The organism is Brevibacillus brevis (assembly GCF_001039275.2).
GTDB lineage: Bacteria > Bacillota > Bacilli > Brevibacillales > Brevibacillaceae > Brevibacillus > Brevibacillus brevis_C.
The window spans coordinates 66,561-93,518 of sequence record NZ_CP030117.1; the positions used below are offsets into that span (position 1 = coordinate 66,561).

Below are 26,958 nucleotides of genomic sequence, written 5' to 3' on the forward strand. Positions count from 1 at the left end.
ATACCCCTAAAGGTATCCGAATGCTTCCTCTCTTTGTTTTCCCCACTCTACTTCCTGCAAAAATAAGGCCCACACCACTTGGTTTCATGAGTCTTCACATACGTCCACGTAAAATCCTTATCCACGACATACACATCGTATTCCATTTCCAAGTCCCCGGCAGAAAACGCCGCAGCATTTTCCAAGATCAACACCTCGTTGGAAAGCTGGTAAAACACATAGTATGACTCATGGGCAACTTGCTGAAAGGCTTTATCCGCTTCCTCGCGTTCAAGACAATCCCTCAGCTTATTGCTGAATAAATGCCACAGATATCCTTGGTAGCCGTCTTTATTTTTGAGAAAAATCCTCTCTTTATCTTCTTCGGTCAGATGGCTCGCAAAATGCTTCTCCCATTCTTCCCGTAAGTAAGGTCCCCAAATAGACAGCTCTGTTGTCTTCGTGTTCTTTGCCTTCATCCGGTCAGCTAGTTTCATTGGGCCCTCCATGTCGGTACAAGATCCTTTCTAAGAAAATACGTATGAATGAGTGTGTCGGTCACGTTTCGACTATTGACAAAGGAAAACGAGGGGCATATTATAATACCCATAGGGGTATACGTATAAAGTTGATCAATCAACATTTCCACTCAAAATGTAGGAGGTAGACAACATGTCCGTACAATCGAATTTTTCTGCTGATAAAACACTAGATTGCAAAGGCTTGGCATGTCCAATGCCTGTCGTACGCACAAAAAAAGCAATGGAAGAGATGTTACCGGGTCAGGTGATGGAGGTGCAAGCAACTGATAAGGGGTCATCGGCTGACCTGAAGAGCTGGGCAAACAATACGGGGCATGAATTTTTGGGTACAGTTCAGGAGGGGGAAGTATGGAAGCATTTCCTGCGAAAAGCGAGTACCCATGAGGTGAAGGAGGAGACGAACTTCTTGCGGACCATTTCTAATGAAGAACTGCAAAAAAAGCTGGAAGCCAAAGAGAAGCTGACACTCATTGATGTTCGAGAACCGGCGGAATACGCTTTTCACCGCATTCCTGTAGCCATTTCTATACCCCTGGGAGTATTGGAGAAGCGTTTGGATGAGCTACAGCCCGACGACGACATCTACATTATCTGCCGATCCGGCAAACGCAGCGACATGGCTTGTCAGTTGTTGGCCAAAAAGGGTTTTACCAAAATCACCAATGTGCTACCGGGTATGTCCGGCTGGAATGGCCCGGCAGAAAAACAATAAGGGGGAGAGAAAGATGATGGAACAACAAACAAGCGTGGAGGCAATGACAGCACACGAGCTAACGCAGCTTCTTTTTGCGCAGAAGGAATTGTTTATTCTCGACGTTCGCAATACGAGCGATTATGAGAATTGGCGAATCGAAGGGCATCGAGTAGTGAGCATGAACATCCCTTACTTTGATTTGCTGGATGGGGTAGAGGCTGTTCTTGAGAAAATCCCTGTGAATCAAAAGGTGTTGGTCGTCTGTGCAAAAGAGGGCTCATCCATTTTTGTCGCAGAGATGCTAGCAGAAGCGGGCTTTACGGATGTTTTTTACCTGCAAGGTGGCATGAAGGCGTGGAGTGAGCATCTGGAGCCAGTGAAGGTAGGAGACCTCCGTGATGGCGGTGCGATTTACCAGTTTGTCCGCATTGGAAAAGGCTGCTTGTCTTACATGATCGTATCAGGAGGGGAGGCGGCTGTCGTCGATACACTGCGGATGACGGATGTGTACGAAGCATTTGCAGCCAAGCATCAATGGACGATCAAGCACACCATCGATACCCATCTGCATGCCGACCATATTTCCGGTGGAAAGAAGCTGGCAGAACGACTCGATGCATCGTATTGGCTTCCAGAAAAAGATGCGGAAGAAGTTACGTATTCCTATCGTAAGCTAGAGGAAGGGCAGGAAATCCAAGTGGGGGCAACCAAAATCGCGATCCTGCCGATCTACTCCCCCGGACATACCATCGGAAGTACGTCACTGCTTGTCGATGATACGTATTTTCTCACGGGTGACAGTCTGTTCGTAGCTTCGATCGGACGCCCGGATTTGGCTGGGAAAGCAGAAGATTGGGTGGGAGACCTGCACAACACCCTGTATAATCGATATAAAGAGCTTCCCGAGCATTTAGTCGTGTTGCCTGCTCATTTTGGCAGCTATACGGAGCTTGGTCCAATGGGTGTCGTATCTGCCCGTTTGGGTGACTTGTATCGCAACAATCCAGGGCTAACGATTGCGGATGAAAGTGAATTCCGCCATATCGTTACGCACCATTTGCCGCCGCAGCCGAATGCGTATCAAGAAATTCGTCAAGTGAACATGGGGAAATTAAAACCGAGTGAAGAGGAACAACAAGAGATGGAAGTAGGGCCAAATCGCTGCGCCATTCACGATAAATAACCAAAAGGTGGTTCAAAAAATCGTCTTTTGATCACGCGCTTATATAACAGGAGGAATGAAAACATGGCGGATATTGTGGTAGATACAAAAGGTCTGGCTTGCCCGATGCCAATCGTCAAAGCTAAAAAAGCAATGGACGGAATGCAATCCGGTCAAACCATGGAAGTACTCTCGACGGACAAAGGCTCTCTGAACGACTTCACTGCTTGGGTCAAGCAAACAGGGAATGAGCTAGTTTCCCATGAGGTTGAGAACGGTGTGTACAAATTTTTAGTGAAAAAGCTGTAAGGAGACAGAAGCGAGCACTCTTGGATGAAGCGCTAACGGTTGTAGTGCTCGCTTACTCCTGATTTTCATAAACGATACGTACGCCAAGATGCGTATAGATTTCTTCTTTGTAGTGGCCATTAGGGCATTGCTTTTCACTGAACAAGGCATTTTTGTGTGAGCGCAAAGGTTCTTGGCAGGTGGGGCACCGATGCTGAAAAATGGATTTGAAAAAGCGGACCATTTAAATCACCTTATTCACAGTTATTTACTTGGAATTGATTTTACCTGATGTTGGTTCATTTGAAAAGAGGGTTGAGCATTCCGATGCGTTAGGTAGGAATGCGAGGAGGATATATGGACGTATTACTGCTTCTGCTCATGGTCTCTCTCGGTTTTGTCGGCTCCTTTTTTTCCGGACTGCTCGGGATTGGTGGAGCGATCATCAGCTATCCGATGCTTCTGTTTATACCACCGGCACTAGGGGTGGCGCAGTTTTCCGCCCAGGAAGTTTCGGTGATCTCGATGTTTCAAGTATTTTTCGCGTCGCTGTCTGGCGTACTGGCTTTCCGCAAAAGAAACGGGAAAAACTCGCCCCTGATTCATAAAGGACTCGTCAGAGATATGGGTGTAAGCATCTTGGCGGGAAGTCTGATTGGTGCAGCTCTCTCCCAATACTTGTCGAATGAAAGCATCAATTTGGTGTACGGAATCCTGGCGATTATTGCCGTGATTTTGATGCTCGTGAAAAATAGGGGAACAGAAGCGGCAGCAGGGGAAGTTACGTATAACCGCTTCATTGCTGCTGGTGCTGCGTTTGCCGTAGGAATCGTATCCGGGATTGTCGGTGCAGGGGGAGCGTTCATCCTCATTCCGATCATGCTGACTGTGTTGAAAATACCTACGCGCGTGACAATTGCCTCATCTTTGGCCATTGTATTCATCTCCGCAATAGGTGGTGTGATCGGGAAGCTGTCGGGTGGGCAAATTCCGCTCTTGCCCGTTTTGTATACGGTCATCGGAAGTGTTTTGGGGGCACCGGTGGGCAGTATGGTCAGCGCCAAGAGCGATGTGAAATATTTGCGTTATGGCCTGATTGTGTTGATCAGTGGAACGGCTATCAAGATTTGGAGTGACATTTTATAAGGAAAGATGCTTTTCTTTGCAAAAGCTTCTTTCGCTTATTTTCATACCTATACAAGTATAAGTATTTTAAAGGAGTGTTCTTACATGGAAAAACAACAAAAAGAAAAAACGACGATTGTGTTGTTCAGTGGTGACTTGGATAAAGCGATTGCGGCCTTTATTATTGCGAACGGAGCGGCGGCCTATGATCATGATGTCACGATTTTCTTCACCTTTTGGGGACTGAATACGATGCGCAAGGACGAGATCGTGAAGGTAGAAAAGGGATGGCTTGAAAAAGCGTTCGGTTGGATGATGCCAAGAGGCGCCAAGAAGCTCGGACTGTCTAAAATGAACATGATGGGGATGGGGCCAGAGATGATCAAGCATGTCATGAAAAAACACAATGCCCTGACGCTTCCACAACTAATCGAGCTGGCTCAGGAGCAGGGAGTGAAGCTGGTCGCTTGTACGATGACGATGGACTTGCTCGGTCTCAAACAGGAGGAATTGCTCGACGGAATGGAGTATGCAGGTGTAGCCGCTTATTTGGGGGATGCGACTCAGGCAAGAGTAAACCTGTTCATTTAAACAGCACGCGAAGGCAGCTTGCTTGACATTACCTGGATTTCGCATAAGATACCTGTATACGTATGCCTTGTCGTGAAACAGGAGGAATTCATATGGATTACAACTATAGTGACGATATCAAAAGACGTTTAAAACGAATCGAAGGACAAGTACGCGGTGTGCTGAAAATGATGGACGAGCAGAAAAACTGCAAAGACGTAGTAGCGCAGCTCTCCGCCGTTCGCAACGCTTCAGACAAAGCGATTGCCCAGATTGTAGCGGAAAACCTGCAACGCTGTTTGTTAGAAGAGCAGGCTGCTGGAGGAGACACGAGCAAGCTGGTGAAAGAAGCCGTAGAGCTTTTGGTCAAGAGCCGTTAAACCGATTTTGGAGAGGAGCTTCCTATGAGTTTCACTACGATTCTTTTGCTGTTCGCCTATGCGGTAATTATTTGGTATGTCATCTCTCGCTTCGTTCCTGTAAAAGGATTGGAAAATCTCAAGTCAGATCAGTTCAAGGAACGGGTTAACCAAAAAAGCAGGGTGCTGCTCATCGACGTACGCGAGCCTCACGAATATAAAGCGGGTCATATTCCCTCAGCAGTGAACATCCCTTTGTCTCAGCTCGACCATCGTGCAAAAGAAATTTCCAGCAAGAACGATATATTGCTATACTGCCGGAGCGGGATGCGTAGTAAGCAGGCAGCAAAAATTTTAAAGAAACACGGCATTCCTCAGATGGCACATCTGCAAGGCGGGTTCATTACCTGGAATGGTCCGACGAAAAAGAAGTAACAGCTAGCACCTGGTGTATGTGTGAATACCGGGTGCTTTTTTTATGCGTTGAAAAAACAGGGTTGACAATTTGTTTTGTTGTAACTAAAATGATTACAACAAGGCGATGCGGTAACGCCTATTATTTTTGAGAGTGTTGTAACTAATTCAGTTACATCTACAACATAAAAATGGAGGGAATATCATCATGAAGATTGCAATTGTAGCAGCAAGCGGTAAAGCAGGTAAGGTGATTATGAAAGAGGCGTTGGATCGTGGTCATCAAGTGACAGCGATTGTACGTGATGCATCCAAAATCGAGCAGACTGACGTAGCAGTGATTCAGAAAGATGTATTTGACCTGACAGCAGCAGATTTGAACGGCTTTGACGTAGTCGTGAACGCTTTTGGTGCACCAGCAGGCCAGGAACATCTGCACGTAGAGTCAGGGAAAGCTTTAATTGAAGCATTGAAGGGTGCTCCTTCTACACGTTTGCTCGTTGTAGGCGGTGCAGGCAGTCTGTTTGTAGACGAAGCCAAAACACTGCGTCTCGTAGAAACGCCTGATTTCCCTAAGGCTTACTTGGCAACAGCACAAAAGCATGGAGAGTACTTGCGTGTATTGGAAGAGTCAAACGGCATTCAATGGACTTATATTAGTCCATCTGCCTTTTTTGATCCAGCAGGGGAGAAAACAGGCGCCTACCAACTCGGAAAAGACCATCTGCTAGTAAACGCTAGCGGACAGAGCTATGTGAGCTATGCCGATTTCGCAGTGGCGTTGCTCGATGAAATCGAAAATCCGAAGCATCGCAATGAGCGCTTCACAGTAGGCTCCTAATGTAATTAGGCTCCTGAACAAAAAGACCAGCTTCCTACTAAAGGATAGCTGGTCTTTTTTGTGTATCGTGATTATCTGCCAATCCCACCGACGAATGGGTAGGAAAACGGGCGTCCATTTAAGGAGTAGATGATGCCTTTAATCGGGTAGTAGATCGCCATCAGTCCAAACACAATCAGGAATGGAATCCCAATCAACAAGAAGGTGAAGAACCAGGAAATAGCGATGAGCACCGTCATTATGATGTGGAAGAACAAAGCTTGCAGCGCCATACTTTTGGCGCCACGATTTTGTACGAGCAGCCAGACAAGAATGGGTACAAGGATCGGTGCAAAAAATGTGCTAGCGTGCGTTATGACTTTTACACCTTTATAATCCATGAATAAATCCTCCTTGATTAGATGTAAAACTTGATCTACTGCCATTGTAACGTATGGAAATCACTCGAAAAACCATCATGAGCGTGATTATTTGATCCGACCAGAGACGGAGGAATTTTTATTTCCATTCGTTTACTGTTATAGTAGTAAGAAAATCTTTCGTTTTTGGTAGATAATTCGTAATGTTTTTTGGATATGATAATGGATAAGCAAGAACTGAGAAGGGAGCATATAGACATGATGATCGATTGTCATCATCCGTCCAGCATGAAGGATCGGCTGATGTTCTTCTATAATTTTTTGCAGTCGCCAGGCCAAGTAGGCAGTATTACTCCTAGCTCCCGTGCACTTTGTAAACAAATGGTTGCGCCCATCGACTGGGAGCAAGCACATACAATTGTGGAATTAGGAGCAGGAACGGGGATTTTTACGAAGTGGATCGAGCAAAAGAAAAAACCGGAAGCCGTACTGGTATCCTTTGAAAAGGAGACCAAGATGCGCAAAAGGTTGGAACCACTATTTCCCGATGTACGATTCCACGAAGATGCGGTAGATTTGAATCGGGTTCTTTCGGACGCGGGATTGGGCAAAGCCGACTGTATTTTGTCGGGCCTACCATTTGCCAACTTCCCACAAGAGCTGCGTGATCAAATCATGGATCAGGTATATCATGCGCTAAAACCAGGTGGAGTATTTGTCGCCTTTCAATATTCGCTGCAAATGAAAAAGCAGCTTTCCTCTGTATTTGAGCAAGTATCGGTGAAGATGGTTCCATTGAATCTGCCACCTGCCTTTGTTTACATTTGCCGGAAGGATGATGGCAAGGGTGTCGGCTAGGAGGATTTCTAAATGATTGTCGATATGCTGTCCGAGTCTGTGGGTCAGTTTGGCTATTTTGCTCTTTTCTTTATGTTATGGCTAGGGATTGTTGGTATGCCGATTCCTGACGAGGTGATCGTGCTGTCTGCAGGGGTGCTGACCTCGATGGGACTTCTGCATGTTATTCCTGCATTTATTGCGACCTATCTAGGTGTCGTTTCGGGGCTATCATTGGGATATGTGCTCGGGAGATGGCTAGGTGCACCTGCACTGAACTGGATTAGTCGCAAAAAAGGAATGAACAAGTACGTAGATCAAGCGCAGTCGCTTCTCGATCGTTACGGAAGCTACGCCCTATGTATCAGCTATTTCTTTCCGGTTGTCAGGCATGTGGTTCCTTACTTGGTCGGGATCGGGAAAATGACGTTTCCACGCTACGCCCTCTTTTCGTACACAACCGGCTTTGTATGGACGCTGATCTTGTTTTTGCTCGGTCATTTCATGGGAAATAAGGTGGAGATGCTTACTTCTTATGTGGCCTTATTGAATAATCGAACCGTGATTTTCTCTGTCTTAGGTGCACTGGTTCTCATTGCTGCTGTTTATTATGGATTTACCGTTTGGAGAAAACAAAAAAACATGGCGACTGCGCCACAGCCTCTGATGATCGATCGTGATCGAAAAGAGTAACCTTTCCTCTACGTGTAAACAAGGGGCGATCCCTAGCCAGATTCATGGCTTTTGGAAAGCCCCTTTTCAATTGCCTCGCAAGTAGGCGAGGTTTTTACACTGTTTACTTAAATTCAAAAATATCAGAGGTTTTGTGAGTTTTTGGTTTTCTCATAGACAGCTAATCTAATTGACCGTAATCTTTTAATCGTAATAAGGTGTCCTCTGTTACGAAAAATTCAGTCTTCCCGCAATCTTTGCAAACAAACATGAGTAAACGTAGGGTTCCTTTTAAAAGGTCACCGAATTCACCTAAAAACAAATTACTGATTGGTGACGATCTTTGTAATTCCTGTTCACCTAGGAATAACATTTCATTCTGACATTTTGCGCAGAATTCAACTTTGGGAACAGATACATTATTTAAATCAGAGTTATTTATATTTGAAAACTCTTTCTTTTCGAAGTCAACAAATTCATTCCCGCAATTCAAACAATAGCCTTCAAGCTTTTCGACTTGTACATCGCACCAAGGGCATTTCATCTAATCACCTCAACAATAAATTATTCTCTTGATTGTGGGACCTTCATATTAAGGCTATTATTCACATCATCCAATATAATTCCGATTTCTGGATATATCTTCTTTGTAAATAAAATGATGTCATCTCTATTATTTCCCTCTGTAATATTAGGATTTGCTCCGGCATCTATTAACGTTTTAGTTATCTCAATATCACCGTTTCTAATTGCAAGCATTAAAGCATTATAATCATCGTTATCTTTTGCTTCTATGTTAGCCTCCTTTTGAAGTAAAAGCTGTACTATTATTAATTGATTGTTGGCTGCTGCTGCCATCAATGCTGTAGTTCCATTACTGTTAGGCAAATTAATACTGGCGTTAGCATTGATAAGTAAATTGACAATAGCAACATTTCCGTTAAGGGCAGCTTTGACTATTGGAATTTCACCTTCTTTATTTGGTAAATTTGGATCAATGCCAGCTTTTAAAAACAATGCAACGGTAGCATTATTATTTTCTTCGATTTGTTGTAAGAAACTATCCGAATTAAGCTCCAAAGAAAGGGCATATACTTCACTTTTTGCATCAACATTATTTTTATTTAAATCATTAGATGAAGTGTTTGTGCAACCGCTAAACAAAAGAAATATTAGAAGAATGTAAATTCCAATTCTATTTTTTTTCATCTCCAGACACAACCTTTATATCTATTAGTGTCATATAAAAACAAAAATAGAGGAAGTACCCAATATAAAGCGTGTACTGTCCTCTACTATTTAGTTACCACATGTAATGCTCAATATACATTTCTTCGCCCCAAATACCTATTGTTTCACCCAACCCATTTACTACAAAATATCTAACCTTGCCAGATGACTCAATCTTTCCAAGTTCATCATACATCGTTATATCAAAATAAGTAGAAAACCCAAGTGTATCATCTTGAACAGCTTTATCAGCCGTTGTGCTTGAGACAGAAGCAGGCAAATTAGCGTGATCAATTCCAAAAGCATTTGTAGCCCTAATTCTCCTACTGTGAATGGTTCCTGTTGGCTGGGTAGCTCTTATTTCTGCTTTAAAATCGTTTGATAATACTTTAACTGTTAATTGTGCTATGTTAGTCCAATCTAGCCAATTAAAAACAGCATCAGAAATTTGGAGACTAGATCCATCTGTATCTTCTGGGGAGTATACACCGATTTTACCTGTATTTGTACTACCGTCCTTGGCTTTAACATAGGATTCCATTATATGGACATACGCACCATATTTATAGCATTTTTTTACATCCTCTATAGTTCCAAAAACACGATGCTGTAAAGTACCATTGAGGGTGTTCGAATTGAAAGTTCTACCAATGGTCATTACTCCTGAACGAAATGAACATCCTTCGGGTGTTCTGTTTTTTCCTGCCATAGTTTTAAAGTGCTGTAAATTCTCGAATGCAAAGGTTGGAGAAACATAACTTGTCAATAATAAAACACTAGTCAATAACAATGAAAGTACATTTCTAATATTCATAAAATACTACTCCTCCTCCCCATACTCGTCGGTATCAAATTCCTGTTGATTATCAGCTAACTCTTGGCGTTCTTCTTCAGTAGTTCCTCTTATCGGTTTGTCGGAATTACCGAAAGTAATATAAGAGAAGTCAGAGATAGTACCTACACTAATAGCGCCCTCCATTTTGGAAAAGTCTTTGTTCCATGCAAAAGTTAGCGAACTAACTTCCTTATTTCCATCTTTAGATTTAAAGGTCGAATCTGCATCTAGAAAGTAAACTTCTTTCCCTTCAGAGTTAATTGATTTAACTAAACTGCCTTCTTCAATAGGAAAAGTGAATTTTTCATTCCCAATTTTAACAGTAGCTTTTCCTGAAACATCACGCTGTTCTTTACTGTCCTTTTGTTTTTTGAATTTGAGGCTTAATTTAACATCCCCTTTAATTTCATCCAAAGGATCGATCCCAAATTTTGAGTTAAAGGACTGAGCGAATTTTTCTTCTGTTTTAAATATTTTCTTCAAACTATGTTCCTTAATATCCATTTCAATGGTTGTAGGGTTTGCTTCTGTTTTTGTACTTATCAAGAATAGAAAAATAAAAGGTAAAAGCAATAATGAAAATAGTATTTTTTTAGATTTTTGCAACAATAATACCCACTCCTTTTTCGTGTGTTTATTGTATTTTATAACTTCATTTACATATTTTCCAATATATAACTAAATTTGCTTTTCTGATGTGGATTTGCGAGTAAAATTGATTAGTTAAGAAGTAAATGAACTGATTCACTTTTGTAAATGAATATAAACTCCTCAATAAAAGGAATGTTGATAAAAGTCATTCAAAGAAAATATTGCTCCTTAATACTCGCTATTTTTGCGGGTTGAAATTATGATTGACTTTGTCAACAACCCTTTGCGTGGAGCAGAGGGTTGTTGTTTTTGATCATAAAAAAACCCGTCCGTATTGCGGTAGTGGCAAAATGGATGGGCTTTGGACAACGCTTATGAGGTAGCCTTGTTTCTTCGAATGCTTCGCTGGCGCAGCCATTCCGGCAAGATGATTCCGAGTAAAATGATCACGACTCCGCTCACTTGGAGTATAGAGACAGATTCATTCAAAATGACATAGGAGGAGAGCACAGCCATAGGTAGCTCAGCTGCTCCTAAAATAGCTCCCATCCCCGGTCCTATGTGGGGCATACCATAATTGAAAAAAACGGTCGGGATGAAAATACCGAAGAAGGCGAGCAAAAATACGTATGGAAACAACCCGTCCAACAATGCTCCGTTGAATAGAAAAACGGGTGGGTAAATCAGACTGGCCAACAGAAAAGAGCCAGTCGCCATGCTGGAACTACGAATCCACGGATTAACAGCAATGGCGATTTTCCCGCTAAACAAAATAAACAACGTAAAAGAAACGGCTGAGAGAAGACCGAAGACGACACCAAGGATATGGAATTGGGCCAATCCGCCACTCTCAAAAATTCCTCCTGCAAGAAGGGTCCCTGTCAGCAGCAACAGGAGGGAAAAAATCGTCTCCTTTCCAGGCATTCGGCGAGTCATCACAGCTTCAACCAGTACGCCCATCCATGTGAACTGAAACAAAAGGACGATGGCGATCGAGGCTGGGATATATTGCAGGGCATTGTAGTACATAATTCCGGTGGAACCGACAGACAGACCTACGGCGACCAATAATAGCAACTGGCGAAGGGGAGGCTTGGTCCGCAGGAAAAAAAGAGCGGGTATCCAGGTCAGCACAAAGCCCAAAAACATTTGCCCACCAATTACTTCTGCGGGCGAATAGCCTTGCTTGTAGGCAAGCTTTACGATGGTTGATAGTATGCCGTAACTACATGCTCCGAGAAAAACCAGGAGGATGTATCTCATCTGATGCATCTCCTCACATACGATAATAATTCTTAGCTAGGATATTACGACAGCGTCCGTTTGTCTATGGATGAAGAAGATTCCATTTTTGGTTCGAACAAAGGTTTACGTTTGATCCCAGCGGGAAATAGTGAAGTGACACTATATAATCGTACCCACTAACAATGGTGTAGCTATAGGTTTGGTGAACAGCTTGGAAAAAAGGGGGAGGCTTGTGTACCTGAAGTGGAGGGATCGATTATTTTCCACATTTTTATTGTTGATTCTAGGGCCGACTATTCTTGTTTGCTTCCTTTTTTTTGATCAAGCCAAAGCGGCCGTGTTTGAACTATACAAAACGAACATGGACGCGAATATAGGGCTCGTCGATGAACGGCTTTTGTCCCTTTTTCAGTCTATCCAAAAGGATACCGATGAATTGGCGAATAGACTAGCCAAACGTCTCACAGAGGAACCATCTTTTGTCGAAGGAAAAAAGAATGGCTTTAGACGTGAATGGACATCACAGGAACAGGTCCAAAATCTATTCGAGCGTTTCTCTCGCAACCAAAAAGTGGTAGGAAATATTGTTTATCTCGGCGAGGATGGAAGAGTTTTCTTATTACATGAAGATAAGAGCTGGAGTGCGGATAATCAATTTATGGAACGAGAGCAATGGGGAACTGGAGAAAACAGGGTAGATTTTCTTACAAAAAGGGAGCAAGAGAAGCGCCCAAGATCATTTTTTCTCGAGAAGCGCCTGGAGAGCTCGAATCCAAAAGCTACGGGACTTTTATTGGTGGAAATCAATCTGGATAAACTGACTGACTGGGTCCGCACCTATGTCGTTCCAAAAGAGTATGGCATGATGGTCCTATCCCCCTCCCGAACTATTATGATTCACACCGATAAAGCTATGATTGGAAATCATGTTTCGACGCTTCCTCATTATGAATTGGTACACAGGCAGTGGGAACAATCCAATGAAAAAGGACTCTTTTCTTTGCTTATCCAAGGCAAGGACATTTACGTATACCGTCTAGTGTCTGAAAAAAGCGGTGGTGCTTATTTTGAATGGTTGCCAAGAGAGGGGATTAATGAACGATTACAACAATTGAACCTCATCTTTTGTTTCACCCTTTTTATCGTAGTCTTATTTGCCTGTTATGTGGCACACCGTTTATCAAAATGGATTGGTGAGCCGATTTATAGCTTGGTATCGGCCACTGATTCCTTGTTGAAAGGTGATTTTTCCATACGCGTCCCGATACATGGGATGAAAGAAATAACGCTACTAGAGAATAAGTTCAACACGATGGCAGAACAGATGCATGCGTTAATTATCCGCGAGCGGGAGTATTCGCAACAGAGCCTGGATCAAATCGTTCGGAGCTTTTATTTAGCGGTAGAGATGAAGGACCCTTATACAGCCGGACATACAGAACGAGTTACGCACTATGCCCTTATCATTTATGATTATTTACAGCAACAGGAACAGCTTGCAGTTTCACGAGATGATTTACGTTATGCTGGCTTAATGCATGATATCGGAAAAGTAGCCATTCCTGACCACGTCCTTTTAAAAACAGGGAAGCTATCGCCTGACGAGTATGAATGCATGAAAACTCATTCCATTATCAGTGGAAAAATTGTAGAGCAAATAGAAAACCTGTCACATATCAGTTTAGGGGTACGGCATCATCATGAGCGATGGGATGGAAAAGGTTATCCTGATCAGCTCAAAGGGGAAGAAATCCCGCTGATTGGGCGTATTCTTGCCGTTGCAGATACGTTTGATGCTATGACCTCTACACGTTCCTATCGCAAAGCCATGTCGGCAAAAGAGGCGTACGAAGAAATTCTCCGCTGCCAAGGTACACAGTTCGACCCCTCTATTGTTTCGATTTTTAAGAAGGCTTTTGAGGATGGAGCTATTCAGATTACACAATCAGCGGATTGTAAGGGAAGAGTTAGTAAGGATAGAGAGATTTCCTAGCGCTGGATAGGTTTACTCCTTGCTATCGGCTACTAACTTTGGTATTCTAATTCTACCGTGCTAGACGGGGAGGTTGCGGTGCCCTGTAACCTGCAATCCGCAATAGCAGGGTTGAATTCCTATCCTAGGTTTTCTTATGTGAGGCTGCCTTATGGCGGCGGTGTTGAGGAGCGGGTCCTGTGCAACGCGAACCCATGAATCTGGTCAGGTCCGGAAGGAAGCAGCCATAAGTGGATCATCGCGTGTGCCGCAGGGTAGCCTGCTCTGAGCTGCTACCATAAGTAACGCTCGGATAAGGATTATCGAAGATAGGTGCACGGTACTTATCACGCATGTACAGATAGCATGTTTCCGAAGGGAAGCATGCTATTTTTATTTTGCGATCCAATTATTTTTTGTTGGAAATTGACGATAACTAGCGAAACATTTCCATGCTTTTTAGGTGGATAGAATGAAGGTTTTACGAGTATTTTCACGAATTTTCATAATAGGCGGAAAGGATTTCGTTTCTTTCCTTTCAAAATACGTCATAGGCCAGGAGGGACAAGCTATGAGTGCACTTTCTTCGTTACATCTCGTTGGCTCGTCCGGTCGATTGCAGCGGTTCATGCATCAACTGCCTACTGCCGTTTTATTGGTGAATCAAGCGGGTAGTATCGTGGAGGTCAACGAACAACTGCTTCGTATAACCGGATATTCACGCGATCAACTTATCAATAAGCCTATCAGCTCTCTTCTTCCCCATCGAGGTTCCATGGAGCACCTGTATGAGGAATATTTGCGAAAGGAAGAAGAAGTGGGAACCAAAGGCGAGGTCGAACTAGAATGGTGTGATAAACAGGGGAGGTGCAGGAACACGTCTGTCATGATCATGGCACAGCAAGCAGAAGAACTTCTGTACATGATCCATTTTCCCCAACTCGTAAAAGAGAGCGATCGGCTTTTGTCGCAACGATTGTTGACCAAACTGACCTATGATACAAGCATGGGCTTGTTTATCCTCGACGAGAAATCGATCATTATCGAAGCCAGTCAGACGGCGTGCAAGCTGCTGGGTATGGAGAGACTGGACGTCATCAATAAACACGTGGATCAAGTATTTAGCGGCATCCCCGAACCGCATCGATTCATTAAAAAAGAACTTTTGGAAGGCGTAAAGCTGCAAAATGTCGCGACTTCCTGGACCAATGACAACCAACGCTATGAGCTGATTGTCGACGCAAATACACTTCAAGACGAGTCAGGGAAAACAGTAGGGGCGTTTATTCTTTTCAAAGACATAACAAACCTGCGATCCTTCGCCCAAAAGCTCGAACGGAATGAACGCTTGGCGATGATCGGGCAAATTGCTGCTGGTACAGCACACGAGATTCGCAATCCACTTACCTCGATCAAAGGATTTCTGCAAATGTTCCTCAAGTCATTCGCTGACAGTGGCATGGAGAGGGAGAAAACGTACACCGAAATCATGCTCACAGAAATTAATCGCATCAATTCTTTAGTGAGTGAATTCCTACTATTGAGCAAGCCGCGTAATATTCAATATTCCATGGTCGACTTAAATACCGTTTTTGAGGAAATTTTGCCGATTGTCGAGTCACAGGCGAATCTGTACGGAATTGATGTTCAGTTTGCCTCTCGTGGTAAGCTTCCGATGGTCGTCGGGGATAACGAGCTATTGAAGCAAGTGTTCATTAATATCTGCAAAAATGGAATAGAAGCAATGGGAGAGCAAGGGTCGCTTCGGATTTCCCATCATTTCGACCAGGATGGCGACAAAGTGAGTATCGATATCCACGATTCAGGTCCGGGCATCCCGCTTTACATTATTGATAAGATTTTCGATCCGTTTTTTACGACAAAAGAGGAAGGGACAGGGCTCGGATTGTCTGTCTGCCAAAAAATCATTCACGATATTGGCGGTCAAATCCGTGTCTCCTCCAAAGGGTTTGGGACGACCTTCCATATCATGCTGCCGTATTAGGAGTAGAAAGCGTCCCGCACAATTGTGAACGGGGCGTTTTTTAAGTGAGACATGTCCGTTCACTTTGTACGAACGGTGGCAATCGTGTATACTGAATAGGATATAGAAGAGGACTGTGCAGATGGGGAGTGTCATACGAACATGGCTTATACCGCGCTATACCGCGTATACCGACCGCAGACTTTTCAAGACGTAGTCGGACAAGAGCATGTTACGACAACCTTGCGTAATGCTTTACGCGAAAATAGGCTGTCCCATGCCTATTTATTCAACGGTCCCCGAGGTACGGGAAAAACAAGTGCAGCCAAAATTATGGCCAAAGCAGTGAACTGCGAGCAGCCCATAGATGGTGAGCCATGCAATCAATGCGATACGTGTAGAGCCATCTCCAACGGTTCTGTAACGGATGTGCTGGAAATCGACGCGGCATCCAACCGTGGTGTTGAAGAGATCCGCGACATTCGTGACAAAGTGAAATTTGCCCCGAGCGACGTCAGGTATAAAGTGTACATCATCGATGAGGTGCATATGCTGACGACAGAGGCATTTAACGCTTTGTTAAAAACCCTCGAAGAGCCGCCGTCCCACGTCATTTTTATTTTGGCGACGACAGAGCCGCACAAGCTGCCAGCGACGATTATCTCTCGTTGCCAGCGCTTTGATTTTCACCGAATTCCACTGAGAGTGATGGTCGATCTTTTGCAAAGGATTTGCCAATCACAAGGGGTGCAGGTGGAGGAGCAGGCCCTGCAGCTCGTAGCGAAGATGGCTGAAGGTGGAGCCCGTGATGCTCTTAGCTTGTTGGACCAAGCGATTAGCTATAGCAAGGACGAGGTTCGTGCTAGTGATATTATGCAGATTACGGGCACAGTTGCCCAATCTTACTTTTCCGTGCTTGCGCGACATATTGCCGAAAATGATATTGCGCAGGTTATGGAGCAATTTGATAAAGTCATGGTGCAAGGGAAGGACCCGGAGCAGTTCCTGCACGATTTCCTCTACTATTACCGCGATATGCTGTTATTGAAGACAGCGCCGCAGCTAGAAGAGATTGTCGAGCGGACCATGATTGATGAACAGTTTGCAGAGGTTGCAAAGCTGTACTCGTTTCCAGTGCTTTACGCAGCGATTGAGACCTGCAATCAGGCTTTGTCGCAATTAAAATGGTCGACCTACGCAAGAGTGCTGGTTGAACTGACTCTCGTCAAAATGTGTCAGCCTAATGCAAATGCGACGGAATCTATGGGAGCCTCACCCGTTAACAGCGAGGAACTGACCGCCATGTCCAATCGTATCCGCGTTTTGGAAGAGCGTTTGGTTCAAGTGATGCAAGGTCAGGTGAGCATTCCCGGACAGCAAAAGGCCGAGGAAACACGCAAGAACGAGCCAAGGCGCATAGCTGCGGCTTCTGGTGGTTCACGAACCCCGATGAATAGAGTCAGGGAAGTCGCGAAGGCCATGGATGAGAATTTGACGAGACAGGTGCGCGGGCAGTGGAGTCAAATTTTGACCGAACTGAAAAAGATCAAGATCCAGTACCAGGCTTGGCTAGTCAATGGTCAACCGGTAGCTGCCGGCAATGAAGCTGTTGTCGTAACCTTCAACAGTGCCATCCATTGCGATAAGACGATGGAGGCAGAGCTTCGGAGCGTGATCGAGCGCGTTATGTCTACGGTGTTGGGCAGGCCCTTGCAGCTCTTGTCTGTTATGGAGGAAGAGTGGCAAAGTGTAGACCAGCAGGTTGGTCAAAAAGACGCTTCTGATGAGCCGGAAGAGGACCCGTTTTTGGCGGAAGCCATCAAGCTCGTCGGAGAAGGTCTTGTTGAAGTCAAAGACTAAATCATACACTCATAACTATTTAGGGAGGATACCTCAATGAAAAACATGCAGCAAATGCAACAAATGATGAAGCAAGTGAAAAAAATGCAGGAAGAAATGCAAAAAGCGCAAGAAGGCTTGAAAGAAAGAATCGTGGAAGGCTCTGCTGGTGGCGGTGCTATCACTGTGAAAATCGATGGACATAAGCAAATCAAAGACATCGTGATCAAGCCAGAGGTAGTAGACCCTGAAGATGTAGAAATGCTGCAAGACCTGGTGCTCACTGCTGTGAACGATGCACTGCGCAAAGCAGATGAAATGGTAGGCAAGGAAATGGGCAAATTTACTGGAGGCATGAACATCCCAGGCCTGTTCTAAAAATTGGGCAGGAAAAGAGGAGTAGGCGATGTTTTATCCAGAACCGGTCTCAAAGCTCATTGATGGTTTTATGAAATTGCCCGGCATCGGTCCCAAAACGGCTGGGCGGCTTGCCTTTTTTGTGCTCAATATGAAAGAGGACGACGTGCTTGATCTGGCAAAAGCATTGGTCAATGCCAAGCGCCAGCTTCATTACTGCTCGGTCTGCAACAATATTACCGATCTCGATCCATGTCATATTTGTCGGGACAAACGTCGTGACGGCTCGATCATCTGTGTGGTGCAAGAGCCGCGAGACGTGGTAGCAATGGAGAAGACGAGAGAGTTTGAAGGGTATTATCACGTTTTGCACGGGGCGATTTCTCCTATGGATGGGATCGGCCCGGAAGATATTCGCATTCCTGACCTGTTGAAGCGCCTCGGTGACGAGCAGGTGAAGGAAGTCATTTTGGCGACCAATCCGAATATCGAAGGGGAAGCGACAGCGATGTACATTTCCCGGCTGATTAAGCCTTTTGGCATTCGCGTGACGCGTATCGCGCACGGCTTGCCAGTCGGGGGAGATTTGGAGTACGCCGATGAAGTTACGCTAACCAAAGCATTGGAAGGCAGGCGCGACCTGTAAAGGAAATTTAAAAAGTTCTCCTTCTTCAGGTTCTCACCACTTTCTCGGTGCTGAAAGGACGACTTTTTAAATATCATCCGTACGATAAAGATAGAAAAGAAGACGGGGGCTGCCTGTCTTTTTTTCGTTTCGAGAGGTGGGTGCAGTATGCCGGTTATTCGTATGGAGTTTTTGATAGATGCTCCGCGACAGGTCTGCTTCGATGCTGCCAGAAGCATTGATTTGCATATGGAATCGACCGCCAGCACGAGGGAGAGAGCGATTGGAGGAGTTACGAGCGGACTGATAAACCTGGGGGAGACGGTTACTTGGGAAGCCATTCACTTCGGTATCAAGCAAAATTTGACGGTGAAAATCACAGAGATGGAGGAACCGCGCTATTTCGTGGATGAGATGGTTTCTGGTGCATTCAAACGGTTTCATCACACGCATGAGTTCATTCCGATAACGGACAATCAGACGAGAATGATCGATATATTTGACTACACATCTCCGCTGGGTATCTTGGGGAAGCTCGCGGATTGGTTGTTCTTGAAGGTGTATATGACGCGGTTTTTGCGGACGCGCAATGAATATCTCAAGCAAGTAGCAGAAGCACAGATAAAAGCTTTGCAATCCGGATAGAAATGCCGGACTTTTTTGAATGGACGAGACATACAGTGAAATAGGAGCGTGAGGAGATGCTGACAGGACAAGGACTGTCGCTTGTGAGTGGGATACGGCGACAAAAGTCCACTCCATGGGCGATCATGCTGTTTATTGGGTATTGGCTCATGTTTGCTGCGGAGTTATCCATGATTCGTTTTCACAAGGGTGAAGACGGAAAATGGGTTGCTACCACTGTCGGGCAACCGGAGGTATGGCTAGGATTACTTGCATTTGCAGTGACGGTATTCAGCTTCATTGCGACTGTTGGTTTCATTGTGAGCTTGCTCCGAGAAAGACGGCAGAAGACGTCATGGCTATGGCAATATGACGAGCTTACAGGGAATGATGTACTGCATATTGTGGCTTGGCTGCATGTGTTTCAAACAGGCGTACTGTTGTTGTATGGGTTTTTACTGGAAGGTACCTTCTTTTCCACCGGTACGATTGGAGGGATATTGGAATCAGCTATTTTCCAACTGTTCCTGTTGATTTTGATTCCGCTGTGGTTTCGTGGACGACTGGGGGAAATCGGCGTTCGCCGACCTGTACAACTAGGCCGGATGCTGTTGATGCTTGCTGCTCTGTTTCTTTTGATTGCACTGGTGCTAGATGTGGTGGTGACGAACCCGATTGCGGACTGGTTTGGACTGTCTCTGTCATCAGAGCGAGAGCAGCAGATCGAAAAAGAGATTGTGCAGGCCAAAGAAACGGATATTTTGGCGGCGCTCACCTCACTTCTGGTCATTGGCATATTGGTTCCGATTGCGGAGGAGATTTTGTTTCGTGGCGTGATTCAGACTTATCTGGTTCAGAGAATCGGGCCCATTATGGGTATCTTCCTGAGCAGTCTCTGGTTTGGGCTCCTGCATATGGATCTCGCTCTGTTTGCTCCGCTTTTTGTCATTGGGCTTTTACTCGGATTCGTTCGACATCGGTACCAATCGATCTGGGGAGCGGTTTTGTTGCATGCAGTTAACAACATGACAGGAGTACTTTACTACTTTCACTGAGGGGGGAAGCTTGCAGGTGAGTAGGTGGAGAAAAAAAGCGCGGTTCGTGGTGGAATGGAATGAGGCGAGTTTGGATATGGCAGTCAATCAGGCGCGAATGGATTGGCAGCATGCCCGCCATCTTGCGGAGATCAGTGAACCGGATGGCGGTTTGGATGATGTCATTTATTATTTGCATGTGACAGAAAAGCGGTATATGTATTTGCTCGCGCAAGCAAAGCGCGAGAGGAATCGCCAACAGGCATAGGAGGAAGAGCAGATGACTACAGGGTGGGTTATAGCACTGATTGTAGTTGGAATATTGCTGGTGATTGCCGCCAGCAAATCTGTCACGGGCCCGATCAGGTGGATTGGATTTGGGATCATGCAAGTCGTGATTGGCGCACTATTGCTGTTTTTCACCAATCTGGTTGGAGAGTTGGCTAACTTCCATATCCCGATCAACCCGGTGACGGCTCTGCTCGTCGGACTTCTCCGTTTGCCTGGATTGGCGGCGTTGATTGTCATCAAGCTATGGGTTATGTAAAGGTGTATCGATTCGGTTATCCATCGGTAAGCAAAAAAGCAACGCCGCGATCCTCGTATTTCACCCGGCTGCGACTTGGTTGACGAAAGGAAGCAAGGAGGGCGAGGAGGCGTGGCAGCGCAACGATCAATGTTCCGGTGATCAAGGTGAGCGCGTATCCTTTCGAAAGCCACACAAAAGCCCCGGCTGCTATCGCCATACTTCCCGCAATTACCGTGAGCTCACTGCCCCGATAGACAGATAGCGGGATGGGAAGTGGATAGCCAGCCCCCCACCATGGAGAGACGAGCATATCGGCAGTTGTCTTTGGCTTGTGGCCGCGCAGAAGGGCATACAGTCGAAATAAAACCAAATGACAGATCGGTATTACAGGTAGAATCGCTAACGTCACAATCAGCGTATAAGCCGGGACTTGTAGCATAAATGAGTGCAAAATAAGGGACAAGCCAATTAACAACAGTTGAAAAAGGTAGCCGACGAATCGCCAGCGAAAACGATAGAGCAGCTTGTAGCTATAGATCGTATGGGCGGCGGTTTCCTTCATGAAAAGTCACTTCCTTTTACAGCAGTCTGGATGAATGAAAGTCTGCGTTTCCATTATCGCACAGTCGCAAATCTTGAGAAAGCTCATACAAGGAATGAAACAAGCCGTTTGTCTAACATGACTGGATTGACGGCTTTTTGTTATGGGCAGGATAAAAGGAATGAATCGGTAGGGCGTGATGTGGAGGGAAGGAAAGCGTGAGGCTATGGGTCATTTCAGAGGAGGTCGTAACCAGATTCGGCAAGGAGCTCGGAGCATGTGGGATTGTGCTGTCTGATTACCAAACAGATTTCTCAGATGAAGTTGCCGATGGATTTCTACTGACAAAAGAGACTGATGGCAAGCTTTTGCAGGAAAGGATGCAACAGCAGGGAACGGGGCCATGGCTCACGCTTGTCTACGGAAGCGACGTGCCATACGACTGGGCGAATACTTTACATACTCAATACGCGCGTTTGGGGGAGCATGAGATCATTCGTATGGCGTTATGTACCCACGAGCGAGCTTTGCTTGGAGGGGAACCCAATGGAAGGTGGATGCGGTTCCTCTGTAAGCAGCTCGCTCGCTACTCACTGGTGACGATGGTATGCGGGATGCGCGAGGTGGATGAAGCGCTTCGTCAATTCCCTCGCTATTTGGCGTGGAAGGAGCAATTTTATATCGAGCTTGGTGCCAGTTGCGATGAAAAAGGAATTTCTCTGCTGCAAGTCAGTCGCGCGCTCGGTATGGACAAACGAATCGGTCAGGGCTGGCTCTACCCTTCCCGCCAAGACTCTTCCCTCATCGTTCGATGGCTTGAACAAGAATGTAGGCTCGTTCTACAAAAAGCGAATATACAGCGGATCATACTTTGGGGAGAGGACTCGCTATGGGAGCATATGCCTTCTGACTGGTTGGCTGAAAAAGACGTTGCAGTGTACACGGGGGAGGACAATCCAATTCCGAACAAAAGGATGACGGGTTGGACGCTATACAATTCGTGGCAGGATGCTGTAAAGGATGCGGACTTGCTCGTGATCGGAAATGCCGCGGGAACGACCATTGCAGAGCTGCCGTTATCAGAGCTGGTTAACGGAATGAGGCAGTCCTATGTCATTGATGCAGCAGCTTGCTTCCCTGTGCAGGAAGCCCAGTCCTACTTCCAAGCCTACCGAGCTATCGGCGAAAACACGAACGTTTGGGAATGATGCTGACTATAATAGGGTATAATGGTTGGTATATTGAGGAAAAGGGCAGGCGTTTTCACTATGGAAAAAGTTGCTCAGCGATGTATCGTCTGTGAACAGGAGCAGAATGACGGAATCGCCATTTGTGAGCAGTTTATCTGTCAACGGTGCGAACAGGAAATGGTCAATACCGATGTACAGGATGAAAAGTATCCATTTTTTATTCATCAAATGAGACGCATTTGGTTGCGAAAAGATGCGTGAAGAAAGAAGGCATCGGTGCATTCCGGTGTCTTTTTTTTGCTGGACTCATGCATGTCCAAATCATGCTAAAATAGGGGAATAAAAATAAAGGACGTGAGTCGCGCGTGTTGGAGAGAGATGTTGAATTTCGGGAGCGACAAAAGCGTGCGCCCCTTTATGAACAGCTTGAACGGCACGCCAAGCATCGGCCGCATCCGTTTCATGTGCCAGGACATAAAATGGGTCACAGCTTTGACAACCATGCGAAAAATCGCTTTCAAGACATCTTGGTGCTGGACGTAACGGAAATTAGCGGGACAGATGACCTGCATCAGCCACAAGGTGTCATTGCAGAAGCGCAGGCTTTGGCGGCGCAAGCCTTCCATGCGGAACAGACCAAGTTTTTGATCGGAGGAAGTACAGTAGGAAATATCGCTCTCATCATGACGGTATGCAGACCGGGCGACAAGATTCTCGTACAACGCAATTGCCATAAGTCTGTATTCAACGGCATTATGATGGCGAGAGCAACCCCGATCTTTTTAGTACCTGCAGTCGATCTGGCAACAGGAGTCGCTGCGGGTGTAAGGCGCGAAGATGTAGAGCGTGCGCTGCTTGCACACCCCGATGCCAAGGCCGTTTTTTTGACGAATCCGACCTATTATGGAATGGGTATCGATTTGGCGAAAATGGCGGCGACGGTCCATCGGTTTGACATACCGCTTTTGATAGACGAAGCTCACGGTGCCCACTACGGGTTCCATCCTGCCTTTCCGCGTTCTGCCATGCAGGAAGGTGCGGATGCTTCGGTTCAATCGACACACAAAATGGGAACGGCAATGACGATGTCCTCGATGCTGCATATTCAGGGAGAGCGGATTGACCGTGAACGGTTGTTCCGCCATCTCGCCATGCTTCAGTCTTCCAGCCCGTCGTATGTGCTAATGGCCTCACTCGATGTAGCCAGACGTCATCTGGCGTTGGAGGCGAGCGAGGAGTGGAACAGGTTGTTGCCGCTTTTGGACAAGTTTCGGGAGCGACTCGATCGACTGGAGTGGCTGGATTGGCCGCGACTGTCCACGAACAGCGTATACGCTACGCTTGACCCGTTGAAGCTGTTTTTCCACTTGCGAACGGCCCAATTCAGTGGATTTGAGTTACAGAAATGGATGGAAAAGCACGGGATTTTCTCGGAGCTGGCGGATGACTCTCATGTACTCCTCGCAGCCTCGACAGGAACCTCCTCCCGTGACCTGGATGCTTTGTGGAAACTGCTTGAATCGATGGCACCACAAGTAGAACCGGGGGAGGAACGCGTTCTTTTGACGGGAGTCGTGTCTTCCCATTATTTGCGCGAGCAGGCATTGCCAATGCATGAAGCTGTTGATTGCCCGAGGGAGTCGATTCTTTTGGAGCAGGCTCTGGGACGGATTGTGGCAGAGATGGTGATTCCATATCCGCCAGGGATTCCGGTGCTGGTGCCAGGCGAGCGGATCGATGAAGAAAGTCTGGCGATGCTGAAGGAATTGGCGAGAGGACAAACGCGATTCCATGGCGTACAGGACGACCAGCTACAAACGATACAGGTTTTACGATAATCTAAGCAACTGGCCTGCTACAACAGGGGTGGAAGGAGTATGGAAGTGGCAACAGGAAAAAAAGGCCGATTTATTACAATAGAAGGCGGAGAAGGGGCCGGGAAATCCACCGTCATCGCCAAGCTGTACGAAGAGCTGAAGGCGCGGGGAGTCGATGTGCTTTTGACGCGTGAGCCCGGTGGAATTGATATCGCTGAAAAAATCCGGGAAATTATTTTGAATCCAGCCCACACGCAGATGGATGAAAGAACGGAGGCTCTCTTGTATGCGGCAGCACGTGGTCAGCATTTGGCCGAAAAGGTGTTACCTGCCTTAGCAGAGGGCAAGCTGGTACTATGCGACCGTTTTATCGACAGTAGTCTCGCCTATCAAGGACATGCGCGGGGATTGGGCATTGATGCTGTCTACCAGATTAACCGATTTGCTGTCGGTGACTGCATGCCGGAATTGACCCTATTCTTTGATGTACAGCCCGAAACCGGATTGGCGCGGATTAATGCCTCCCGTGGACGCGAAGTGAATCGTCTCGATTTGGAAGGGATGCGCTTCCATGAGCTTGTTCGGGAAGGGTATCAACTGGTAATGGAAAGCGACCCGGAGCGCTTTGTCGTCATTGATGCCGAGCAGCCGATGGAACATGTATATCAATCAGCCCTGCAGGCACTGCTAGACAGATTATAAGGTTCCCTGTACCGCAGGATGATGTACATGCTGTATAATATGTTTAAGCAAAATAACGTACCAAGCCTACGTGTTTTTCATACAATGAAGAAGTCAAATTGGGAATTGATCATGGGAGAAAGGGTGATAGCCGATGAAAATGGTAGTTGCGGTCGTCCAAGATAAAGATAGTGGTCGTCTGTCTCAACAGCTGGTGAAAAAAGGTTTTCGTGCTACGAAACTGGCTAGTACAGGTAGCTTTTTACGCGCCGGTAACACAACTTTTTTGATCGGTACGTCTGACGAAAGCGTACCGGAAGTAATCGACATCATTGCGCATAATTGCAAATCCCGCAAACAAATGGTCACTCCCGTCTCTCCACTCAGTAATGCTGTAGACTCGTTCATGCCATATCCGCTGGAGGTACAGGTGGGTGGTGCGGCAGTTTTCGTATTGGATGTCGGAGAGTTCCACTCATTTTAACGTGGTTCCTTCTCTCTTTTTTCGCAACTTTCGTATATACTTGATCTCACGGGGATAAACCCTGTATTGGATCGGGCGACGGAGGTGGCGATATGAAAATCAGTGATGGGTTACGGCCTAAACTGGACTTGATTAAAACGACGGATTCACGCAAGAATCCTCAACTGGAAAAGCTGAATTTTGGAACGATGATTCAAGGAGAAGACGAACGTATGTCTCAGGAGAAGCTTACCCGGCTACTGACAGACATAGACAGGCAGGGACAGATTCTTGCTCGTTCCCGCGCCGTTCGTGACTTCTATGCTTATAAAAATCTCGTCAAACAGTTCATGGAAGAGGCTGTGAAGTTCGGCATTGCCTTGGACGATAGACGAGGAATGAATCGGCGTGGCCGCAGTAGGCTGTACAAAATCGTCAAAGAGGTGGACGCAGAGCTGCTCAAACTGACAGATGAGCTCTTGAGCGAGCAGGCACCAACGATTGATTTGTTAGCCAGGATTGGCGAAATCCGCGGCATGTTGATCAATTTGTATTTTTAGTGGGTGTGAAACCATCATGACATGGACCCGTTTTTCTCAGCAGCCACGAGCACAGGAACTGCTGTATCATAGTTTGCGCAACGAACGATTGGCACACGCCTACTTGCTGGCGGGTCCCAAAGGTTCAGGTAAAAAGCAGATGGCCCTGCATCTGGCGAAGTCCCTTTTTTGTTCGGAAAGGGAGGCAGACGCCTGCGGGGCCTGTGTTACATGCAGGCGCATAGAGGGTGGTAATCACCCGGATGTGTTGTTTATTACGCCTGATGGGGCTTCGATTAAAATCGACCAGATCCGTTCGCTGCAAAAAGAAATGGCGATGCGCGCCGTCGAGTCGTCACGCAAGGTATATATCATCGAGCACGTCGATAAAATGACGACACAGGCTGCCAACAGTCTGCTCAAGTTTCTGGAGGAACCGCCCGCTGGTGTACTGGCACTGCTTTTGACAGAGCACAGCCATGCGATTCTTCCTACGATTTTATCTCGATGCCAAATCGTTCAATTTTCACCACTTTCTGCAGAATCGATTGCGGAAAAGTTGCGTGCAGAGGGCGTTTTGGCGGGAATGGCGCAGGTTGCTTCCCACATTACGACAAATGTGGAAGAAGCCATGACACTCAGCCAATCAGAATCGTTTGCACAGCTAAGAAATCTAGTGATACAATTGGTGCAGGAGTGCAAACAGCGCAATTCATCTGCACTCTTAACGATCCATGATATGTTGCAAAAGAGCGACAAAAGTAAAGAGGAACTACCCCTCTTTTTAGATTTGCTCATCCTTTGGCTGCGCGATATCCTGTATTTGCAAGTAGGCAGGCATGCCCATCTCATTAACAGCGACCAACAGGATGTGCTGCAAGGACAAGCACTGGTATGGACAAAAGCTGAGCTCTTGCGCGGGATAGATTTGGTCATGGAGACGAAAAATCGGATAGAGCGAAATGCCAACGCACAGTTGGCTCTTGAGCGGTTGGTTCTTCAATTCCAGGAGGGATAACC

34 protein-coding genes and 1 other RNA gene are annotated in these 26,958 nt (G+C 46.0%); 27 read left to right on the forward strand and 8 right to left on the reverse strand.

Going from position 1 to position 26,958, the window contains the following annotated elements:
* Window positions 1-47: 47 nt before the first annotated feature.
* Window positions 48-476, reverse strand: coding sequence for a DUF4275 family protein (locus AB432_RS00435; RefSeq protein WP_048035532.1), 429 nt, complete (start codon window positions 474-476; stop codon window positions 48-50).
* A 175-nt stretch (window positions 477-651) separates the two neighbouring features.
* On the opposite strand from AB432_RS00435, the gene AB432_RS00440 reads away from it, so the two are divergent.
* The 8 genes from AB432_RS00440 (at window position 652) to AB432_RS00475 (ending at window position 5,974) form a co-directional block, all read left to right on the forward strand.
* Window positions 652-1,233: a sulfurtransferase TusA family protein gene (locus AB432_RS00440; RefSeq protein ID WP_048035533.1), complete on the forward strand. Its 582-nt coding sequence runs from the start codon at window positions 652-654 to the stop codon at window positions 1,231-1,233.
* A 13-nt stretch (window positions 1,234-1,246) separates the two neighbouring features.
* Window positions 1,247-2,398 carry an MBL fold metallo-hydrolase gene (locus AB432_RS00445; RefSeq protein WP_048035534.1) on the forward strand — a complete coding sequence of 384 codons (1,152 nt, stop codon included), beginning with the start codon at window positions 1,247-1,249 and terminating at the stop codon, window positions 2,396-2,398.
* A 63-nt stretch (window positions 2,399-2,461) separates the two neighbouring features.
* The gene (locus AB432_RS00450; protein ID WP_007719853.1) at window positions 2,462-2,686 is read left to right on the forward strand and encodes a sulfurtransferase TusA family protein; all 225 of its coding nucleotides are present in this window, start codon (window positions 2,462-2,464) and stop codon (window positions 2,684-2,686) included.
* Between the two features lie 336 nt (window positions 2,687-3,022).
* Window positions 3,023-3,811, forward strand: a complete 789-nt coding sequence (locus AB432_RS00455; protein WP_048035535.1) for a sulfite exporter TauE/SafE family protein — start codon at window positions 3,023-3,025, stop codon at window positions 3,809-3,811.
* An 84-nt stretch (window positions 3,812-3,895) separates the two neighbouring features.
* Complete coding sequence (locus AB432_RS00460; protein ID WP_048035536.1) at window positions 3,896-4,381, forward strand: DsrE/DsrF/DrsH-like family protein; 486 nt, start codon at window positions 3,896-3,898, stop codon at window positions 4,379-4,381.
* A 92-nt stretch (window positions 4,382-4,473) separates the two neighbouring features.
* On the forward strand, window positions 4,474-4,740 hold the full coding sequence (locus AB432_RS00465; RefSeq protein WP_012683835.1) for a metal-sensitive transcriptional regulator: 267 nt from the start codon (window positions 4,474-4,476) through the stop codon (window positions 4,738-4,740).
* A 24-nt stretch (window positions 4,741-4,764) separates the two neighbouring features.
* Complete coding sequence (locus AB432_RS00470) at window positions 4,765-5,154, forward strand: rhodanese-like domain-containing protein (protein ID WP_048035537.1); 390 nt, start codon at window positions 4,765-4,767, stop codon at window positions 5,152-5,154.
* 187 nt (window positions 5,155-5,341) lie between these two features.
* On the forward strand, window positions 5,342-5,974 hold the full coding sequence (locus AB432_RS00475) for an NAD(P)-dependent oxidoreductase (RefSeq protein WP_048035538.1): 633 nt from the start codon (window positions 5,342-5,344) through the stop codon (window positions 5,972-5,974).
* Window positions 5,975-6,045: 71 nt separating this feature from the next.
* Here the strand turns inward: AB432_RS00475 and AB432_RS00480 are convergent, their stop codons facing one another.
* The gene (locus tag AB432_RS00480) at window positions 6,046-6,354 is read right to left on the reverse strand and encodes a DUF4870 domain-containing protein (protein WP_048035539.1); all 309 of its coding nucleotides are present in this window, start codon (window positions 6,352-6,354) and stop codon (window positions 6,046-6,048) included.
* 237 nt (window positions 6,355-6,591) lie between these two features.
* Between AB432_RS00480 and AB432_RS00485 the strand changes: the two genes are divergently transcribed.
* Together AB432_RS00485 and AB432_RS00490 are read left to right on the forward strand one after the other, a co-directional pair.
* Window positions 6,592-7,191, forward strand: coding sequence for a class I SAM-dependent methyltransferase (locus AB432_RS00485; RefSeq protein WP_048035540.1), 600 nt, complete (start codon window positions 6,592-6,594; stop codon window positions 7,189-7,191).
* Window positions 7,192-7,203: 12 nt separating this feature from the next.
* Complete coding sequence (locus AB432_RS00490; protein WP_048035541.1) at window positions 7,204-7,863, forward strand: DedA family protein; 660 nt, start codon at window positions 7,204-7,206, stop codon at window positions 7,861-7,863.
* Between the two features lie 160 nt (window positions 7,864-8,023).
* Here AB432_RS00490 and AB432_RS00495 read toward each other — a convergent pair whose 3' ends face one another.
* From AB432_RS00495 to AB432_RS00515, 5 genes are all read right to left on the reverse strand, one after another.
* Complete coding sequence (locus tag AB432_RS00495; protein WP_053079655.1) at window positions 8,024-8,386, reverse strand: hypothetical protein; 363 nt, start codon at window positions 8,384-8,386, stop codon at window positions 8,024-8,026.
* Window positions 8,387-8,406: 20 nt separating this feature from the next.
* Window positions 8,407-9,051, reverse strand: coding sequence for an ankyrin repeat domain-containing protein (locus AB432_RS00500; RefSeq protein ID WP_048035542.1), 645 nt, complete (start codon window positions 9,049-9,051; stop codon window positions 8,407-8,409).
* Between the two features lie 94 nt (window positions 9,052-9,145).
* Window positions 9,146-9,886: a hypothetical protein gene (locus AB432_RS00505; protein ID WP_048035543.1), complete on the reverse strand. Its 741-nt coding sequence runs from the start codon at window positions 9,884-9,886 to the stop codon at window positions 9,146-9,148.
* Window positions 9,887-9,892: 6 nt separating this feature from the next.
* Window positions 9,893-10,516, reverse strand: a complete 624-nt coding sequence (locus tag AB432_RS00510) for a hypothetical protein (protein ID WP_048035544.1) — start codon at window positions 10,514-10,516, stop codon at window positions 9,893-9,895.
* A gap of 354 nt (window positions 10,517-10,870) precedes the next feature.
* Entirely contained in the window at window positions 10,871-11,761 is an 891-nt protein-coding gene (locus AB432_RS00515; RefSeq protein WP_048035545.1) for an EamA family transporter, read from the reverse strand.
* A 214-nt stretch (window positions 11,762-11,975) separates the two neighbouring features.
* Between AB432_RS00515 and AB432_RS00520 the strand changes: the two genes are divergently transcribed.
* The 10 genes from AB432_RS00520 to AB432_RS00565 all read left to right on the forward strand — a co-directional run bounded on the left by AB432_RS00520 (window position 11,976) and on the right by AB432_RS00565 (window position 20,725).
* Complete coding sequence (locus AB432_RS00520) at window positions 11,976-13,736, forward strand: HD-GYP domain-containing protein (protein WP_048035546.1); 1,761 nt, start codon at window positions 11,976-11,978, stop codon at window positions 13,734-13,736.
* A 55-nt stretch (window positions 13,737-13,791) separates the two neighbouring features.
* An RNA gene (gene ffs / locus AB432_RS00525) (signal recognition particle sRNA large type) lies at window positions 13,792-14,056 on the forward strand.
* A 230-nt stretch (window positions 14,057-14,286) separates the two neighbouring features.
* Window positions 14,287-15,720, forward strand: a complete 1,434-nt coding sequence (locus AB432_RS00530; protein ID WP_048035547.1) for a PAS domain-containing sensor histidine kinase — start codon at window positions 14,287-14,289, stop codon at window positions 15,718-15,720.
* A gap of 141 nt (window positions 15,721-15,861) precedes the next feature.
* Complete coding sequence (gene dnaX, locus AB432_RS00535) at window positions 15,862-17,559, forward strand: DNA polymerase III subunit gamma/tau (RefSeq protein WP_048035548.1); 1,698 nt, start codon at window positions 15,862-15,864, stop codon at window positions 17,557-17,559.
* 45 nt (window positions 17,560-17,604) lie between these two features.
* Window positions 17,605-17,916: a YbaB/EbfC family nucleoid-associated protein gene (locus tag AB432_RS00540; RefSeq protein ID WP_026134079.1), complete on the forward strand. Its 312-nt coding sequence runs from the start codon at window positions 17,605-17,607 to the stop codon at window positions 17,914-17,916.
* Window positions 17,917-17,944: 28 nt separating this feature from the next.
* Window positions 17,945-18,541 carry a recombination mediator RecR gene (gene recR / locus AB432_RS00545; RefSeq protein ID WP_012683846.1) on the forward strand — a complete coding sequence of 199 codons (597 nt, stop codon included), beginning with the start codon at window positions 17,945-17,947 and terminating at the stop codon, window positions 18,539-18,541.
* Between the two features lie 147 nt (window positions 18,542-18,688).
* Window positions 18,689-19,165 (forward strand): SRPBCC family protein, encoded by a 477-nt coding sequence (locus AB432_RS00550; RefSeq protein WP_048035549.1) that lies wholly within the window; start codon window positions 18,689-18,691, stop codon window positions 19,163-19,165.
* A 56-nt stretch (window positions 19,166-19,221) separates the two neighbouring features.
* Window positions 19,222-20,199, forward strand: a complete 978-nt coding sequence (locus AB432_RS00555) for a CPBP family intramembrane glutamic endopeptidase (RefSeq protein WP_048035550.1) — start codon at window positions 19,222-19,224, stop codon at window positions 20,197-20,199.
* 16 nt (window positions 20,200-20,215) lie between these two features.
* The gene (locus AB432_RS00560; protein ID WP_047074435.1) at window positions 20,216-20,446 is read left to right on the forward strand and encodes a DUF2508 family protein; all 231 of its coding nucleotides are present in this window, start codon (window positions 20,216-20,218) and stop codon (window positions 20,444-20,446) included.
* Window positions 20,447-20,458: 12 nt separating this feature from the next.
* Complete coding sequence (locus tag AB432_RS00565; RefSeq protein WP_007719887.1) at window positions 20,459-20,725, forward strand: pro-sigmaK processing inhibitor BofA family protein; 267 nt, start codon at window positions 20,459-20,461, stop codon at window positions 20,723-20,725.
* 16 nt (window positions 20,726-20,741) lie between these two features.
* On the opposite strand, the gene AB432_RS00570 is transcribed toward AB432_RS00565, so the two are convergent.
* Window positions 20,742-21,269, reverse strand: a complete 528-nt coding sequence (locus AB432_RS00570; RefSeq protein WP_048035551.1) for a hypothetical protein — start codon at window positions 21,267-21,269, stop codon at window positions 20,742-20,744.
* 197 nt (window positions 21,270-21,466) lie between these two features.
* On the opposite strand from AB432_RS00570, the gene AB432_RS00575 reads away from it, so the two are divergent.
* From AB432_RS00575 to holB, 7 genes are all read left to right on the forward strand, one after another.
* A complete protein-coding gene (locus AB432_RS00575; RefSeq protein WP_048035552.1) occupies window positions 21,467-22,456 on the forward strand; it encodes a hypothetical protein in 990 nt (329 codons plus the stop codon).
* A 60-nt stretch (window positions 22,457-22,516) separates the two neighbouring features.
* On the forward strand, window positions 22,517-22,699 hold the full coding sequence (locus AB432_RS00580; RefSeq protein ID WP_007719893.1) for a sigma factor G inhibitor Gin: 183 nt from the start codon (window positions 22,517-22,519) through the stop codon (window positions 22,697-22,699).
* A 104-nt stretch (window positions 22,700-22,803) separates the two neighbouring features.
* Window positions 22,804-24,276 carry an aminotransferase class I/II-fold pyridoxal phosphate-dependent enzyme gene (locus tag AB432_RS00585; RefSeq protein WP_048035553.1) on the forward strand — a complete coding sequence of 491 codons (1,473 nt, stop codon included), beginning with the start codon at window positions 22,804-22,806 and terminating at the stop codon, window positions 24,274-24,276.
* 39 nt (window positions 24,277-24,315) lie between these two features.
* On the forward strand, window positions 24,316-24,957 hold the full coding sequence (tmk, locus tag AB432_RS00590; protein WP_048035554.1) for a dTMP kinase: 642 nt from the start codon (window positions 24,316-24,318) through the stop codon (window positions 24,955-24,957).
* A 133-nt stretch (window positions 24,958-25,090) separates the two neighbouring features.
* Entirely contained in the window at window positions 25,091-25,420 is a 330-nt protein-coding gene (locus AB432_RS00595; RefSeq protein WP_007719896.1) for a cyclic-di-AMP receptor, read from the forward strand.
* A gap of 92 nt (window positions 25,421-25,512) precedes the next feature.
* Complete coding sequence (locus AB432_RS00600; RefSeq protein WP_007719898.1) at window positions 25,513-25,959, forward strand: YaaR family protein; 447 nt, start codon at window positions 25,513-25,515, stop codon at window positions 25,957-25,959.
* A gap of 16 nt (window positions 25,960-25,975) precedes the next feature.
* Window positions 25,976-26,956, forward strand: coding sequence for a DNA polymerase III subunit delta' (gene holB / locus AB432_RS00605; RefSeq protein WP_047074446.1), 981 nt, complete (start codon window positions 25,976-25,978; stop codon window positions 26,954-26,956).
* Window positions 26,957-26,958 lie beyond the last annotated feature (2 nt).